This is a genomic window from Acerihabitans arboris (assembly GCF_010131535.1).
GTDB classification, from domain to species: Bacteria; Pseudomonadota; Gammaproteobacteria; order Enterobacterales; family Enterobacteriaceae; genus Acerihabitans; species Acerihabitans arboris.
Genome location: NZ_WUBS01000003.1, coordinates 348,411 through 363,732 on the forward strand (window position 1 = coordinate 348,411; position 15,322 = coordinate 363,732).

Here is a 15,322-nt window from a genome sequence, read left to right on the forward strand (position 1 = left end):
CAACTTTGACAGACACAATATCGATATTTGTGATCAGCCAAGAAAGCTTTAACTATCTCTTACTGAAAACGAGGCATCGGTTATAATTATGCGCGGCTAAAAATAACCCGGCGCGCGCGCCAGGGCGGATCGTCTCCCGGCGGCGCTATTAAGAATGGAATTACCCGACGGTATGGGAGCGAACGGTAAATAAAATATTTCGCATAACGGCCCCGGGGCGAATCGGTCCGGCGGCTACACTCCGGGCGTCATCTGCGGACCAGCAGGACCAATAACGCGACAACCGCCGGAATGCCGAGCACCAGGGCAAAGATCGGCAGTTCCTCAAGCAGGGTATAACCGGCGCGGAACACCCCCACCGCGAGGTTGGCCAGTGAAATCACCAGCCAGACCACGATAAATGCCTTGACCGCCGTCGACACGGCCGGGCGCCCGATAAAATGCGCGCTATAGGCAAACAGGCCAAGCAGCACCAGTCCAACCATTACGATAATCAACGTATGCATGCGGCATTATCCGTGGAAGGTAAAGGAGCGCTGAACGACAGGGATCGAAAAGCGAACAAGCATGGCCCAGTATAAAGTTTAACTGGGGAAAATCCAAACACAACGTGGCGCCAAACCGGAATCGAAACCATCTCCGGCGTAATCCGTAGAAGCGGCCATGGCGCCGGTCGGTACGATTAATATTATGCATTCTGCGGATGCCCACTAATCCTATAGAAAATGCAGGCTATGACTACTGCTTAGATTTTCACTCTCTCGCTGATTTTGTAAACTTTAGCCTGCCTTATAAAATAGCAAGGTAATAATTTAATGTGCTACACCAATAACATAAACAGTTCGGCAATATACGTATATCGAGATGTATTTGTGATAACGTTTATTTAAATTATTCGTCACTCACCCTTGGCATTCTTGCATGACAATGATAGTATTATTTTTTTTAAAGCATGTGCTTTTGATGGGGGTAAAAAATCAATAAGTCCAAAGCCGTACTTTATGTATTGCTCCTTTTCGCGCTGGGTATCGCCTGCCTCGCTATCCGTAATCCAGACCCGCTCATCAATCCTGTAGTTTATGCGGAAGATGGTGTATGGGTGGCCGACGCGTTGACGAATGGTTGGCTCAATACTTATCTTCACGCGAGGCCTGACTACTTCGTATTCTTCAATATTTTTACTCTGCATATTTCATCAGTGATAAGCAGTGCATTAAGTGGAAATCCTCTCTTTTTTCTCCCTCAATCCATTGCGTTCGTATCTTATGGCTTTTATTCTTTTGTGTCCGTGCTGGCTTTTATTACGATTAAGAGAATATCGAACAATTATTTTGCTTTCTTAATCTATTTTATTACTTTGATGATCCCTCTGGGAATGTCGCAAAATGAGATCATAGGAAGATTGCTTCAGATTGGTTTTTATATGCCTTTTATTACACTATGCTTGTTTTTTAGCAGGGAAAAAATTGCGTCGAGAAATTTCAGGTTATCGATAGACGCATTAATCACCCTGGCAGCGGCCACTAATCCAGTAGTGTTTTCTGTGGCTGGTATTTATACGATTCGTAAGTTTATAACCTCAAATGATAAAAAATATTTTTTTAATGAGCATATGCTTTTGTTGATAATGCTGGGCGTTCTTTTTTTGATAATCGCACCCAAAATGATCGGTGTCGGCGGCATTGTCGAGAAGTTCGACGGAAAAAACCTTATAGAATTAATCACCGCCAGATCTATTCTATATCCGTTCGTGTTTAAATTCTACAGTGAATTAAATGATGTATATTCAATTATTCTCACAATCGCATACGTGCTTTTTTGCGCATTTTCATATCGAAAAACGAATTCAAAAACCATACAAGACATTATAGTTATAACATCCTGCGCTCTTGTTATTTATATCGCCGCCACCGTATTTGGCCGCCCCGTCCTCACCGGCATGCTGTCCGGATATCAGGTTACTTTTCTTGATAGATACTTTATGGGGATCAATATAATATCAGTATTTCTTTTTGTTATTTGCTTAACGCAATTAAGCATTGGTATTAAAACTCAAATAATCACAAAAATTATCTACTTATCTCTCCTCATAAATTACATAATAAACGCGGGGCTTATCATCGAGAACTATTCAACCAGGCAAGCAGGTAAAACCACTCTCTTTTTCTCGGAACAATTATGCCTGGCAGAAAAATCTGAAGATCCAGATTCCCTTACTATCAAAATCTATCCCGTGCCAGAGTGGGAAATGAAAGTGCCTTCCATATACGTTAATATGCTGCAATGTCGGAAAAATTAATTTAATCGCATGGATCTATTGTGTCCATGCATGTTATATCAGTGGCTATGTTTAACATACACGTCCTCGTCGGTAGCGCCAATACTGGCTTAGTAATACCACCGCAGCGGCGATGCCCTCGTGTTCAGCCCATCGCCGCTGTCTGGGTCTTCAGACTTTCCCGAATATGCTTTACCATGTCGGGCACGTAGTTTAGTGTCGCTGGCAGCCATAAAAAAATTAATGGATTGTTCAACGAATGAGGACGGGTGCCCACAGTGAACAACAAAGATAAACATCCAACATTCCTGGTTCATGATTACGAAACCTTCGGCAAGCATCCGGCGCTGGACCGGCCCGCCCAGTTCGCGGGTATCCGCGCCGGCCTGGACTTCGAGCCGCTGGAAGAGCCGCAGGTATTTTTCTGCAAACCGGCCGACGACTACCTGCCGGACCCGGAGGCGGTGCTGATAACCGGCATCACTCCGCAGCAGGCCGCCCGCGAGGGGGTCAGCGAAGCGGAGTTTGCCAAACGCATCCATGCCATGTTCAGCGTGCCGGATACCTGCATTCTCGGCTACAACAATATCCGTTTCGACGATGAAGTAACGCGCAATATTTTTTACCGTAATTTTTACGATCCTTATGCCTACAGCTGGCAACAGGGCAATACGCGCTGGGACCTGCTGGATGTGATGCGCGCCTGCTACGCCCTGCGTCCCGAGGGCATCAACTGGCCGCTTAACGACGACGGCTTGCCCAGCTTTCGCCTGGAACACCTCACCCGCGCCAACGGCGTGGAACATGCCAACGCCCATGACGCCATGGCGGATGTCCATGCGACGATTGCCATGGCAAAACTGGCCCGCCAGGCGCAGCCAAAGCTATTCGACTATCTCTACCAGCATCGGGGCAAACAAAAGCTGAAAACCCTGGTGGACGTCGCCGCCATGAAGCCGCTGGTGCACGTGTCGGGCATGTTCGGCGCCGGACGCGGCAACACCAGTTGGATTGTGCCGCTGGCCTGGCACCCGGAAAACCAGAACGCCCTGATCGTCTGCGATCTGGCCGGCGATATGGACGTCCTGCTGCGGCTTGACGCCGATGAGCTGCGCACCCGCCTGTATACCCGGCGCGATAAGCTGGGCGAATGGTCGCCGGTGCCGATTAAACTGGTGCATATCAATAAATGCCCGGTGCTGGCGCCCGCCAGCACCCTGCGGCCGGAAGACGCGGAACGCCTGGGGATCGATCGCCAACGCTGCCTGCAAAACCTGCAGCTGCTGCGCCAGCATCCCATCGTGCGGGAAAAAGTGGTGACCCTGTTTGCCGAAGCCGAGCCTTTTGCCGGCTCGGAAAATGTCGACGCCCGGCTGTATGACGGTTTTTTCAGCGACGCCGACCGCGCGGCGATGGGCATTATCCTGGAAACCGATCCGGTAAACCTGCCTGCGCTGGATATCAGCTTTGTCGACTCGCGTCTTGCGCCGCTACTGTTCCGCTACCGGGCGCGTAATTTTCCTCACACCCTGGACGACGGCGAACAGCAGCGCTGGCTGGAATATCGCAAGGGCCTGTTCACCCCGGAAATACTGCAAGCCTATGTGGAAAATCTTGAGCGGCTGTACGGCGAGCATGAAGGGGATGAAGAGAAAACCCACCTGCTGAAGGCGCTGTTTGAGTACCTGCAACAGCTTTAATCCATCGGGCACCGTCACGCGTTCTTCAGCATGCAGTCGATTTCCGTTTCCGTGACCAGCCGTTCGAAATGGCTGAGTTCGGCATATTTACAGGCATGGTAAACCTGGCAAAACCGTTCGCCCAACAGGCGCGGCAGGCGTCTGTCATCCTTGAACACCCGCAAAGCCTCGCATTGCCGCAGCGGCAAAGACTCGCCCTGGCCTTCATCGCCGCCGTTGCCGGTCACCGCCTCCGGCAACGGCGGCGCGTTATCCAGCCCGTGCAGCACCCCCGCCAGCACCGCGGCCATTACCAGGTACGGATTGGCGTCCGCGCCAGGCGCGCGATATTCCACCCGATGGTTGTCGCCGCCGCCGCAGGGGATGCGCAACGCCACGGTGCGGTTGTTATAGCCCCAGTTGGCCTGGACCGGCACATACATACCCGGCTGGAATCGGCGGAAGGCGTTAACGTTTGGCGCCAGCAGCGCCATGGAGGCCGGCATTAAATCGAGCATGCCGGCCAGGGCGTCGCACATCAGGGCGGAATGGCGGCCGCGCCCGTCGGACAGCACGTTATGGCCCAGCCCGTCGCGCAGGCTGATATGGATATGCATGCCGCTGCCCGCAAAAGCCTCGTAGGGCTTGGCCATAAACGTGGCGTTCATGCCATGGTGTTCCGCCACCAGCCGCACCAGCCGTTTCAACTGCAGGGCCTGGTCGCAGACGGCGGGCAGGTTGTCGCCATGCTGGAGATTAATCTCAAACTGGCCGGGGGAAGACTCCGCCACCGCGCCGGCAGCGGGCAATCCCTGTACCGCGGCCAGCCGTTCAATATCGTTGAGCACGCCTGCGAAGAGGTCCAGATTATCCAGCGAATAAACCTGGCAGCGGGTATGGCGATCGCCGGTTCCCGGCGCGCAGGGCGGCTGCGGCAAACCGGATGCGTCGCGCGCGCGATCCACCAGATAGAACTCCAGTTCGACCGCCGCCACCGGAAACAGGCCGCGCGCCCGCAGTGCCTGCCAGATGCGGTTGAGGACATTGCGCGGCTCGACGTCAAAGGGTGTGCCGTCCTCATCCAGCATGGTCAGCAGCAATTGGGCGGTGGCGTCGGGATCGGCGGCGGACGGGACCAGGGTGCCGGCAACCGGGACACAAACATGGTCCGGCTCGCCTTTTTCCTGGCCCAGGCCCGCTTCCTCGACCGTATTGCCGTAGAGGTTAATGGCGAAGACCGACGCGGGGAAATAACAGCCGGATTCGATATCGGACAATCCGGCCAGGGGGATGCGTTTACCACGAAAACTACCGTTAAGATCGGTGAGAAGAATATCTACATGCTGCGTCCGGGGATGGCGTTCCAGGTAAGCGGCTATCTCACGCTGGAACGCGCTGGTTCGACGCTCGTCGGCCAGCATCCCGCGACGCGTCTGCGCCTCCGCCTGCGCGGAGGGCGTCGCCAGGGTATCGACTGCTACAAGATTGTGCATAGTTTACCCGCTGGAACATCCGTTCATCGTAACATTGGCGGACAGCAAACCGGCACGCGCGACATTGCGCCTGCCCTAAAAACATAGCGCCAAGACCGTTGTTTGGCAAATGCGCCGCGCTCCCCCGCCGCCCCGTGACAGACGCGCCCGCAGACTGCATCCGTCGTGCTATGACAGGCGCGCCGGCATCAGGGCGGGATCGGGATACAGGTATTCAAACCCCAGCTCGCGGCAAATCCGGCTACCGTCGACGATTTTACCGGTATCCTTATCCTTGCCGTCGCCGGCATCGTCCGCCAGGTATTCCGGCGGGGCAAGCGCCAACTCCCGGGCCCGGGCCGGGTAATAATCACGCTTCGCCGGATGGCGCGGCGCGCAGATATTATAGGTATGGCCGCCCTTGGGCAGCTTGAGCAGCAGCTCGATGGCGGCGATCACGTCCGACTGATGCACCAGGTTAACGCCGTGCGAGCCGCCCGGCAGCGCGATCTTGCCGGCCAGGAACCGGCCCGGGTGACGGCTCGGCCCCACCAGCCCGGCGAGCCGCAGGATATCCACCGAGGTGTTGGGCAGGCGATGCAGCCAGCGCTCCAGCTCCACCAGGGACACGCCCGCGGGCGTCGCCGGCGCCAGCGGGCTGTCTTCGCGCAGCGTGCCCGTCGTGTCGCCGTAAACCGAGGTGGAGCTGGTAAAGATGATGCGCGGCACCGCAAACGCCAGGGCGCTGTCCACCACCTGCTGCACCGCCAGGCAATATTCCTCGGCGCGCTCCATGGTGCGGCCCGCCGGCAGGGTAATAATCAACGCGTCCACCTGGAACAGGGCCGCCAGATCGTCCTGATCGGCGTTGATTTCCGGCGTCAGCACCAGCGGATAGCATTCCACGCCGCACATCCGGGCCGCCTCGACGCCGTCGGGCGTGGTTTTGGTGCCGGCGACCCGATAGCCCCTGGCAAGCAACGACAACGCCAGCGGCATTCCCAGCCAGCCTAAACCGACAATGGCGATTTTTTTCATATATCCTTCTCCAGGCGTAGTATGTTTAAAGTAGGCCGTTCGCCCCGCCCCTCTCCAAAAAAGGGTTGCATTTGACGTTAAAGATCGTTAGCTTAAATAAAAAGGCGCTTAGCGCAGCCCCGCTGCCAATGTCATATTACTCCTGTAATAGACAATGCCCGCTGTACAACTTAGACTGTTCAACCCAGTACCACGGAAATCATAATGAACAACGTTCTGTTTAACCACCATCATCACCATCATCCTGACTAGTCTTTCAGGCGTTTGGTGCTGGAAGACATAATATCTTCCAGTGGCGCAGAATGTAAGAGAGAGCCCTCGGAAGATATCTTCCGAGGGTTTTTTTTTGGACTTAAAAATTTTATTTCAGGCAGAGGATTTATGTTGGACAAATCACGATTACGGATAGCGATGCAAAAATCAGGCAGGCTGAGCACGGACACGCAGCAACTGCTGGAACACTGCGGCATAAAAATCAATCTGCAGCAGCAGCGCCTGCTGGCCTTCGCGGAAAATATGCCCATCGATATCATGCGCGTGCGCGATGACGATATCCCCGGCCTGGTGATGGACGGCGTAGTGGACCTCGGCATCATCGGTGAAAACGTCCTGGAGGAAGAGCTGCTCAACCGCCGCGCCCAGGGCGAGGATCCCCATTATTACATGCTGCGGCGCCTGGACTTCGGCGGCTGCCGCCTGTCGCTGGCGTTACCGCTGGACGAGCCGTTTACCGGTCCCGAATGCCTGCGGGGCAAACGTATCGCCACCTCCTATCCGCACCTGCTGAAGCAATACCTGGACAAACTCGGCGTTAATTTTAAGTCCTGCCTGCTAAACGGTTCTGTGGAAGTCGCCCCCCGCGCCGGGCTGGCCGACGCCATCTGCGACCTGGTGTCCACCGGCGCGACCCTTGAAGCCAACGGGCTGCGTGAGGTGGAGGTGATTTACCGCTCCAAGGCCTGCCTGATCCAAAGCAATATTGAACTGCCCCCGGCCAAACAGGCGCTGATCGATAAGCTGATGGTGCGCATCCAGGGGGTCATCCAGGCGCGTGAATCCAAATACATCATGCTGCACGCCCCGACCGAACGCCTGGATGAGATCGTGGCCCTGCTGCCCGGCGCCGAGCGCCCCACCATTTTACCCCTGGCCGGCGACCAGCATCGCGTCGCCATGCATATGGTCAGCAGTGAAACCCTGTTCTGGGAAACCATGGAAAACCTCAAAGCCCTCGGCGCCAGCTCTATCCTGGTGCTGCCGATTGAAAAGATGATGGAGTAAGCGGCCGATGACTACCTCCCCTTTTTCCACGCCGGTACGCTGGGACGATTGCTCAAGCGCGCAGCAAATCGCATTGCTGGCCCGCCCCGCGGTGGCGGCGTCCGATCGTATCAGCAGCGCCGTCGGCGACATTATCGACAGCGTCCGCCAGGGCGGCGACCAGGCCATCAAGGCCTTTAACCTGCGGTTCGACAACATCGCCACGGCGGAATTGCGCGTCAGTGACCAGGTCATCCGCCAGGCCGCCGGGCGCCTGTCGCCCGAGGTAAAGCAGGCCATGGCGACGGCGGTGGCGAATATCGACTGCTTCCACCGCGCCCAGCAGCTGCCGCCGGTGGATGTGGAAACACAGCCCGGCGTGCGCTGCCGCCAGCTCACCCGTCCGGTGGCGTCGGTGGGGCTTTATATACCCGGCGGCTCCGCGCCGCTGCCCTCGACGGTACTGATGCTGGCCACCCCGGCGCGTATTGCCGGCTGCAAACGGGTGATCCTGTGTTCGCCGCCGCCGATTGCCGATGAAATCCTGTACGCGGCGCAGCTGTGCGGCGTACAGGATGTATTCCAGGTAGGCGGGGCCCAGGCCATCGCCGCCATGGGGTTCGGCAGCGAATCCATCCCCAAGGTGGATAAAATCTTCGGCCCCGGCAATGCCTGGGTGACCGAAGCCAAACGTCAGGTCAGCCAGCGCGCGGGCGGCGCCGCCATCGATATGCCCGCCGGCCCTTCCGAAGTGCTGGTGATTGCCGACGGCGCGGCCACCCCGGCGTTCATCGCCGCCGACCTGCTCTCGCAGGCGGAACACGGCCCGGATTCGCAGGTGATCCTGCTTACCCCCGACGCGGCCATCGCCGACGCCGTGGCGCGTGAGACCGAAGCCCAGCTCGCAACGCTGTCCCGCGCCGCCATTGCCCGCCAGGCGCTTTGCGCCAGCCGCCTGATCGTCACCCGCGATCTGGCGCAGTGCGTGGCCATCAGCAACCGCTACGGGCCGGAACATTTGATTATCCAGACCCGGGAGGCCGAAGGCCTGGTGGACGATATCACCAACGCCGGCTCGGTATTCCTGGGCGACTGGTCGCCGGAATCCGCCGGGGATTATGCCTCCGGCACCAATCACGTCCTGCCGACCTACGGTTATACCAATACCTACTCCAGCCTGGGACTGGCGGACTTCCAAAAACGCATGACGGTGCAGCACCTGACGCCGCAGGGCCTGCTGGGACTGGCGCCCACCATCGAAATCCTGGCGCAGGCCGAACGGCTGACCGCCCATAAGAACGCCGTTACGCTGCGCGTCGCCGCGCTGACCCAAGCCCAGGGCACCCTTTCCACCCAAGCGCCGTTAACGGCCGATAAGGAGCAATAATGTCCATCAGCCAACTGGCGCGCGCCAATGTGCTGGCGCTAGAGCCTTACCAATCGGCGCGCCGCCTCGGCGGCAAAGGCGACGTCTGGCTCAACGCCAACGAATACCCGCTGCCGCCGGCCTTTGGGCCACGTCCCGGCAATCTCAATCGTTATCCCGCCTGCCAGCCCGAAGGCGTAATCAATAACTACGCCGCCTACGCGGGCCTGCGGCCGGACCAGGTCCTGGCATGCCGCGGCGCCGATGAAGCCATCGAGCTGTTAATACGCGCGTTTTGCGAGCCGGGCCATGATGCCGTCCTGTTTTGCCCGCCGACCTACGGCATGTACAGCGTCAGCGCCGAAACCTTCGGCGTGGCGCGGCGCACCGTGCCGGCGCGGGACGACTGGCAACTGGATATGCCGGCCATCGAGGCGCGGCTGGACGGCGTCAAGCTGGTCTACGTATGCAGCCCCAACAATCCCACCGGCACCGTCATCCGCCCGGACGACATCAAGCGCCTGCTGGAGCTGACCCGGGGACGCGCGCTGGTGGTGGCCGATGAGGCCTATATTGAGTTTTGCCCGCAGGCGACCCTGGCCGGCTGGCTGGCCGACTACCCGCACCTGGTTATCCTGCGCACCCTGTCCAAGGCGTTTGCCCTGGCCGGGCTGCGCTGCGGTTTTGCCCTGGCCGGCGCGGAGGTGATCCAGCTATTATTGAAGGTGATCGCCCCCTACCCGTTGCCGCTGCCGGTGGCGGATATCGCCGAACAGGCGCTCAGCGCCGACGGCCTGGCGCTGATGCGTGCCCGGGTGGCGGAAATCACCGCCACCCGCGACTGGCTGGCCGGGGCGTTGCGCGGGTGCGACTGCGTGCTGGAGGTCTACCCCGGCGCCGGCAATTACCTGCTGGCCCGCTTTGACCCGGCAAGCCATGCGTTCAAGGCGCTGTGGGACCAAGGCATTATCCTGCGCAACCAAAGCGCCCAGCCCGGCCTGCAAGAGTGCCTGCGCATTACCATCGGCACGCGCAACGAGTGCGAACGGGTGGTGAATGCCCTGCGCGCGCTCACGGCGACCGTAGATTCCCCCCGCAAGGAGGCCATGTGAGCCAAAAACTGCTGTTTATCGATCGCGATGGAACCTTAATCAGCGAACCGCCGGAAGATTTCCAGGTGGACCGGCTGGATAAGCTGGCGCTGGAGCCGGACGTCATCCCCGCGCTGCTGGCGCTGCAAAAGGCCGGTTTTCGCCTGGTTATGATCACCAACCAGGACGGCCTGGGCACCGCCAGCTTTCCACAGGCGGATTTCGACGCGCCGCATAACCTGATGATGCAGATTTTCAGCTCCCAGGGCATCGCGTTCGATGACGTGCTGATTTGCCCGCACCTGCCTTCCGACGGCTGCGCGTGCCGCAAGCCGAACACCGGCATGGTAACCGGCTACCTGGAGCGCGACCGGATGGATCACGCCAACAGCTATGTGATTGGCGATCGGGAAACCGATATCAGCCTTGCGCATAATATGGGCGTCAACGGGCTGCGCTACCAGCCGGAAACCCTGGGTTGGCAGGCGATTGCCGACCTGCTGACGCGCCGCGATCGCCATGCCCACGTCAACCGCGTCACCAAGGAGACGGCCATTGATGCGCAGGTGTGGCTCGATCGCGAGGGCGGCAGCAAGATCAATACCGGCGTCGGCTTTTTCGATCATATGCTGGATCAGATCGCCACCCACGGCGGTTTTCGCATGAATATCGAGGTCAAGGGCGATCTGTATATCGACGATCACCACACGGTGGAGGACACCGCCCTGGCGCTCGGCGAGGCGATAAACCAGGCGCTGGGGGATAAACGCGGCATCGGCCGTTTTGGTTATATGCTGCCGATGGACGAATGCCTGGCGCGCTGCGCGCTGGATATCTCCGGGCGACCGCACCTGGAATATAAAGCGGAGTATACTTATCAGCGCGTCGGCGATTTAAGCACTGAAATGGTCGAGCACTTTTTCCGCTCGCTGTCCTACTCCATGGCCTGCACGCTACATCTGAAGACCAAGGGCAAAAACGACCATCACCGGGTCGAAAGCCTGTTTAAGGTATTCGGCCGCACGCTGCGCCAGGCTATCCGCGTGGAAGGCAACACCCTGCCCAGTTCGAAAGGAGTGCTGTGATGAAGGTCGTGATCCTCGATACCGGCTGCGCCAACCTGTTCTCGGTCACCGCCGCGGTACGCCGTCTCGGTTACCAGCCGGTGGTCAGCCGCGATACCGATATCGTGCTGCATGCGGACAAACTGTTCCTGCCCGGCGTGGGCACCGCCCGGGCGGCGATGGACCAGCTGCGCGGCCGGGGCCTGATCGAGCTGGTCAAGGCCTGCACCCAGCCGGTATTGGGCATTTGCCTCGGCATGCAGCTCCTGGGCCGCGAGAGCGCCGAAAACGGCGGCATCACGACGCTTGGCATTATCGACGCCCCGATCGAAAAAATGACCGATTTCGGCCTGCCCCTGCCCCATATGGGCTGGAACCAGGTGCATCCGCATCACGACAACCGGCTGTTTCGCGGCATCGACGACGGCAGCTACTTCTATTTTGTCCATGGCTACGCCATGCCCCTGTGCGCCGCCACCATCGCCCAAACCCATTATGGCGAGCCGTTTACCGCGGCGGTGGAGCAGGATAATTTTTTCGGCGTACAGTTCCATCCTGAACGCTCCGGCGCCGCGGGCGCCCAACTGCTGAAAAATTTTCTGGAGATGTAATCGGTGATTATTCCCGCGTTGGATTTGATTAACGGCGAAGTGGTGCGGCTGCATCAGGGCGATTATGGCCGGCGGCGCCAGTACGGCGGCCATCCTCTTGCCCGCCTGCAGGAATACGTCAGCCAGGGCGCGCAGCTGTTGCACCTGGTGGATCTTACCGGCGCCAAGGACCCAGCGGCGCGCCAGATCCCCTTGCTAAAAACCCTGCTGGCCGGCGTGGCGCCCACGCCGGTGCAGATTGGCGGCGGCATCCGCACCGCGGAAGATGTGGCGGCGCTGCTCGACGCCGGCGCCACCCGGGTAGTGGTGGGATCCACCGCCATCCGGCAGCCGGAAGAAGTACGGCGCTGGTTTGAGCGCTTTGGTCCCGATGCCCTGGTATTGGCCCTCGACGTGCGCATCGACCGTAACGGACAGCGCGAGGTGGCGGTCAGCGGCTGGCAGGAAAATTCGGGCATGACCCTGGAACAGGCGATCGGCGAATATCAGCCCTTCGGCCTGAGGCACGTGTTATGCACCGATATTTCCCGCGACGGTACGCTGGGCGGCTCAAACGTGGCGTTGTACCGCGATATCTGCGCCGCCTGGCCCGCCATCGCGTTCCAGTCCTCCGGCGGTATCGGCTGCCTGGACGATATTGCCCGGCTGCGCGATACCGGGGCGCGGGGCGTCATCGTCGGCCGCGCGCTACTGGAAGACAAATTTACCGTTGAGGAGGCTATCGCATGCTGGCAAAACGTATAATTCCCTGCCTGGACGTGCGCGACGGACAGGTGGTAAAAGGGGTACAGTTCCGCAATCATGAAATTATCGGCGATATCGTGCCGCTGGCGCGGCGTTACGCCGGGGAAGGCGCGGACGAGCTGGTATTTTATGATATCACCGCCTCGTCGGACGACCGCGTGGTGGACCAGGGCTGGGTGGAACGGGTGGCGGAAGCGATCGACATCCCTTTTTGCGTGGCCGGCGGCATTAAAACCCTCGATCAGGCGGCCCGCATCCTGTCATTCGGCGCGGATAAGATTTCGATTAATTCCCCGGCGCTGGCGGATCCCGACCTTATCAGCCGCCTGGCGGACCGGTTCGGCGTACAGTGCATCGTGGTAGGCGTCGACACCTGGCATGACCCTGAAACCGACCGCTACCTGGTCAACCAGTATACCGGCGACGAAACCCGCACCCGGGTGACAACATGGGAAACCCCCGACTGGGTAACGGAAGCGCAGCGGCGCGGCGCTGGCGAAATTGTCCTGAATATGATGAACCGGGACGGCGTGCGCAACGGCTATGACCTGCGCCAGCTCAGGCTGATACGCGAGCTGTGCCATGTGCCGTTAATCGCCTCCGGCGGCGCCGGCACGCCCGAACACTTCCTCGAGGCGTTCCGCGATGCCGACGTGGACGGCGCGCTGGCGGCCTCGGTATTCCATAAACAAATTATCAATATTGGCGAGTTGAAAACGTTTCTCGCACAACAGGGAGTAGAGATCAGATGTTGACCACACAACAGCGCGACCAGCTGGATTGGGACAAAACCAATCGAATGATGCCCGCCATTGTCCAGCACGCGATTTCCGGTGAGGTGCTGATGCTGGGGTATATGAATCCGCAGGCCCTGCAGGTGACCGAGGATACCGGCAAGGTGACCTTTTTTTCCCGCAGCAGGCGGCGGCTGTGGACCAAGGGTGAAAGCTCCGGAAACGTCCTGCATGTGGTGGGCATCTATCCCGACTGCGACCAGGATACCCTGCTGATCCTGGCCAATCCCGACGGCCCGACCTGCCACACCGGCGCCAGCAGCTGTTTTTACCCGGCCGCCACCGACTGGGGTTTCCTGCATAATCTGGAAACCCTGCTGGCTGAAAGGAAAACCGCCGACCCGGAAAGCTCCTACACCGCCCGGCTGTATGCCAGCGGCACCAAACGCATCGCCCAGAAGGTCGGCGAGGAAGGCGTGGAAACCGCGCTGGCGGCCACGGTGCATGACCGCGAGGAACTGACCAACGAGGCGGCGGATCTGGTTTATCACCTGCTGGTGCTGCTGCAGGACCAGGATTTGGATTTAAGCCGGGTTATCGGCCGGCTGCGCGAGCGGCATCAATAACCGTTGCAGTGCCACCCGGCGGCAAACGAGGAATTCCATGCCCCCTGTAATCGCCAGGGGGTCATCCGAAACTGCCGCTATTCGCGGTTTCAATTCGCCTTGATGATGGCCGGAGTTCAACAGCCGCTTACCGGAAATGGGCCGCCAGGCCGGCGTCGGGCGCCTCTGATCGACCGGAATTTATCTTCAAATTGCTCAGAACCATTTTTTAATTGCTTTGCTAATGGTTTTTACAGCACGCGGAACTTCATTGCGAACCTGTTCCACGACCCGCTTGGTTTCACGTTCGATCTTATTATCCGCCATGACACGATCGAACTCTCGTTGCATCTTTGCTTTATCCAGCGATTGTATCTGGTAAATAATACGAATGCTTTCGCGCAGCAATTTTTGCGTCGGGGAAAGAGAGGTTGTCGATTCGTCCAGGTTATTATCGGCATCATTCAGGGTATCTGTTTTAGGATCGGTTACATCCCCTGGATACGAATTGCTCACCGAGTGTAGATAAGCGGAAATATCGTTGTATAATGCCATATCCATATCCCCGCCCACCCTGCAGTTATCTATACGTTCAAGCAGTCCGTCGGGCAAAGGCTGTTGGGACGAATTGGCGACGCCGGTAAGCTTGCTGCGCAGGGACGGAAAATATTCATTATTACCTGAGGTGTCGGGCTGAATGGCGGCATGAGAATTGGAGCAAGGAGAAATAGCTTTGTCCATAATAATTACCTTATTAATTATATTGATAAAAATAATATTGCTAATTAGTTTGCCATGCGTATTTATGGCAAAGAATAGCGTTAATGGAATCACTAACCACATGATTATCCGTTGGCGATTTTAAACAGTCAATCCGGCTGATAAAATATTTCAGTGAAACTGCAGGCTATTATTTATCTCACTATCTCACTATCTCACTATCTCACTATCTCACTATCTCACTATCTCACTATCCTACTATCTTACTATCTTATTATCTTATCCATTAGCGGCACCATTGTTTGCCGGCAATAACTAACCAAGCGATCGGGCGGTCTGTTAATTTTAGCGGCTACAGTGGTTCCGGCAGCGGCGCCGACCGGGTTGACGCGCCGCTGTCCGACCCTGAACTGCCGCGCCGCGAAGGATGGAACAATTCGTTGTAACTGGGCGGGCTTGAATAGAGTGTGACGACCCTGGACGTCTCTTTTCCCTTGTCGCGCGCCTGTGATTGGCCGTATTCGCCCCCCAGGTGGGAGTGGCGGTTCGACGCCGCACAGCATAACCGACTTAGCATATGATGCTCCTGGTGATAAAACGAAACAACATCAATAACATTGTCGGGGTGGTATTTTCCACCGCGCCCAACGCCCCTAACCA

General features: G+C 57.9%; 15 protein-coding genes and 1 other annotated feature. Of the genes, 10 read left to right on the forward strand and 5 right to left on the reverse strand.

Features of this window, described 5'->3' with window-relative positions; all coding sequences use genetic code 11:
• Nucleotides 1–248: 248 nt before the first annotated feature.
• The gene (locus GRH90_RS05905; RefSeq protein ID WP_162364997.1) at nucleotides 249–506 is read right to left on the reverse strand and encodes a hypothetical protein; all 258 of its coding nucleotides are present in this window, start codon (nucleotides 504–506) and stop codon (nucleotides 249–251) included.
• 500 nt (nucleotides 507–1,006) lie between these two features.
• On the opposite strand from GRH90_RS05905, the gene GRH90_RS05910 reads away from it, so the two are divergent.
• A complete protein-coding gene (locus GRH90_RS05910; RefSeq protein ID WP_162364998.1) occupies nucleotides 1,007–2,299 on the forward strand; it encodes a hypothetical protein in 1,293 nt (430 codons plus the stop codon).
• 257 nt (nucleotides 2,300–2,556) lie between these two features.
• Entirely contained in the window at nucleotides 2,557–3,978 is a 1,422-nt protein-coding gene (gene sbcB, locus GRH90_RS05915; protein WP_162364999.1) for an exodeoxyribonuclease I, read from the forward strand.
• A gap of 14 nt (nucleotides 3,979–3,992) precedes the next feature.
• Here sbcB and GRH90_RS05920 read toward each other — a convergent pair whose 3' ends face one another.
• Together GRH90_RS05920 and GRH90_RS05925 are read right to left on the reverse strand one after the other, a co-directional pair.
• A complete protein-coding gene (locus GRH90_RS05920; protein WP_162365071.1) occupies nucleotides 3,993–5,378 on the reverse strand; it encodes a glutamine synthetase family protein in 1,386 nt (461 codons plus the stop codon).
• Between the two features lie 240 nt (nucleotides 5,379–5,618).
• Nucleotides 5,619–6,467 carry an SDR family oxidoreductase gene (locus GRH90_RS05925; protein ID WP_162365000.1) on the reverse strand — a complete coding sequence of 283 codons (849 nt, stop codon included), beginning with the start codon at nucleotides 6,465–6,467 and terminating at the stop codon, nucleotides 5,619–5,621.
• Between the two features lie 227 nt (nucleotides 6,468–6,694).
• Nucleotides 6,695–6,815 (forward strand) — a sequence feature (His leader region).
• A 33-nt stretch (nucleotides 6,816–6,848) separates the two neighbouring features.
• On the opposite strand from GRH90_RS05925, the gene hisG reads away from it, so the two are divergent.
• The 8 genes from hisG to hisIE are packed head-to-tail and all read left to right on the forward strand — an operon-like array spanning nucleotide 6,849 to nucleotide 13,963.
• Nucleotides 6,849–7,748: an ATP phosphoribosyltransferase gene (gene hisG / locus GRH90_RS05930; RefSeq protein WP_162365001.1), complete on the forward strand. Its 900-nt coding sequence runs from the start codon at nucleotides 6,849–6,851 to the stop codon at nucleotides 7,746–7,748.
• A gap of 7 nt (nucleotides 7,749–7,755) precedes the next feature.
• On the forward strand, nucleotides 7,756–9,114 hold the full coding sequence (gene hisD / locus GRH90_RS05935) for a histidinol dehydrogenase (protein WP_162365002.1): 1,359 nt from the start codon (nucleotides 7,756–7,758) through the stop codon (nucleotides 9,112–9,114).
• On the forward strand, nucleotides 9,114–10,205 hold the full coding sequence (gene hisC / locus GRH90_RS05940; RefSeq protein ID WP_162365003.1) for a histidinol-phosphate transaminase: 1,092 nt from the start codon (nucleotides 9,114–9,116) through the stop codon (nucleotides 10,203–10,205). Before hisD ends, hisC begins: the two co-directional genes overlap by 1 nt.
• Nucleotides 10,202–11,269, forward strand: a complete 1,068-nt coding sequence (hisB, locus tag GRH90_RS05945) for a bifunctional histidinol-phosphatase/imidazoleglycerol-phosphate dehydratase HisB (RefSeq protein WP_162365004.1) — start codon at nucleotides 10,202–10,204, stop codon at nucleotides 11,267–11,269. Before hisC ends, hisB begins: the two co-directional genes overlap by 4 nt.
• The gene (hisH, locus tag GRH90_RS05950; RefSeq protein ID WP_162365005.1) at nucleotides 11,269–11,859 is read left to right on the forward strand and encodes an imidazole glycerol phosphate synthase subunit HisH; all 591 of its coding nucleotides are present in this window, start codon (nucleotides 11,269–11,271) and stop codon (nucleotides 11,857–11,859) included. Before hisB ends, hisH begins: the two co-directional genes overlap by 1 nt.
• A gap of 3 nt (nucleotides 11,860–11,862) precedes the next feature.
• Nucleotides 11,863–12,603 carry a 1-(5-phosphoribosyl)-5-[(5-phosphoribosylamino)methylideneamino]imidazole-4-carboxamide isomerase gene (hisA, locus tag GRH90_RS05955; RefSeq protein ID WP_162365006.1) on the forward strand — a complete coding sequence of 247 codons (741 nt, stop codon included), beginning with the start codon at nucleotides 11,863–11,865 and terminating at the stop codon, nucleotides 12,601–12,603.
• Complete coding sequence (hisF, locus tag GRH90_RS05960; protein ID WP_162365007.1) at nucleotides 12,585–13,358, forward strand: imidazole glycerol phosphate synthase subunit HisF; 774 nt, start codon at nucleotides 12,585–12,587, stop codon at nucleotides 13,356–13,358. The genes hisA and hisF overlap by 19 nt, the downstream gene beginning before the upstream one ends.
• A complete protein-coding gene (gene hisIE / locus GRH90_RS05965) occupies nucleotides 13,352–13,963 on the forward strand; it encodes a bifunctional phosphoribosyl-AMP cyclohydrolase/phosphoribosyl-ATP diphosphatase HisIE (RefSeq protein WP_162365008.1) in 612 nt (203 codons plus the stop codon). Before hisF ends, hisIE begins: the two co-directional genes overlap by 7 nt.
• Before the next feature lie 195 nt (nucleotides 13,964–14,158).
• Here hisIE and GRH90_RS05970 read toward each other — a convergent pair whose 3' ends face one another.
• Entirely contained in the window at nucleotides 14,159–14,683 is a 525-nt protein-coding gene (locus tag GRH90_RS05970; RefSeq protein WP_162365009.1) for a hypothetical protein, read from the reverse strand.
• A gap of 331 nt (nucleotides 14,684–15,014) precedes the next feature.
• Entirely contained in the window at nucleotides 15,015–15,239 is a 225-nt protein-coding gene (locus GRH90_RS05975; protein ID WP_162365010.1) for a hypothetical protein, read from the reverse strand.
• Between the last annotated feature and the right edge of the window lie 83 nt (nucleotides 15,240–15,322).

Excerpts from the sequence above, each read along its gene's own strand:
- hisG (WP_162365001.1), top strand. The coding sequence starts at position 6,849 with ATGTTGGACAAATCACGATTACGGATAGCGATGCAAAAATCAGGCAGG.
- hisIE (WP_162365008.1), top strand. The coding sequence starts at position 13,352 with ATGTTGACCACACAACAGCGCGACCAGCTGGATTGGGACAAAACCAAT.
- GRH90_RS05925 (WP_162365000.1), bottom strand. The coding sequence starts at position 6,467 with ATGAAAAAAATCGCCATTGTCGGTTTAGGCTGGCTGGGAATGCCGCTG.
- hisC (WP_162365003.1), top strand. The coding sequence starts at position 9,114 with ATGTCCATCAGCCAACTGGCGCGCGCCAATGTGCTGGCGCTAGAGCCT.
- GRH90_RS05905 (WP_162364997.1), bottom strand. The coding sequence starts at position 506 with ATGCATACGTTGATTATCGTAATGGTTGGACTGGTGCTGCTTGGCCTG.
- GRH90_RS05920 (WP_162365071.1), bottom strand. The coding sequence starts at position 5,378 with ATGCTGGCCGACGAGCGTCGAACCAGCGCGTTCCAGCGTGAGATAGCC.
- hisH (WP_162365005.1), top strand. The coding sequence starts at position 11,269 with ATGAAGGTCGTGATCCTCGATACCGGCTGCGCCAACCTGTTCTCGGTC.
- GRH90_RS05975 (WP_162365010.1), bottom strand. The coding sequence starts at position 15,239 with ATGCTAAGTCGGTTATGCTGTGCGGCGTCGAACCGCCACTCCCACCTG.
- hisD (WP_162365002.1), top strand. The coding sequence starts at position 7,756 with ATGACTACCTCCCCTTTTTCCACGCCGGTACGCTGGGACGATTGCTCA.
- GRH90_RS05970 (WP_162365009.1), bottom strand. The coding sequence starts at position 14,683 with ATGGACAAAGCTATTTCTCCTTGCTCCAATTCTCATGCCGCCATTCAG.
- hisF (WP_162365007.1), top strand. The coding sequence starts at position 12,585 with ATGCTGGCAAAACGTATAATTCCCTGCCTGGACGTGCGCGACGGACAG.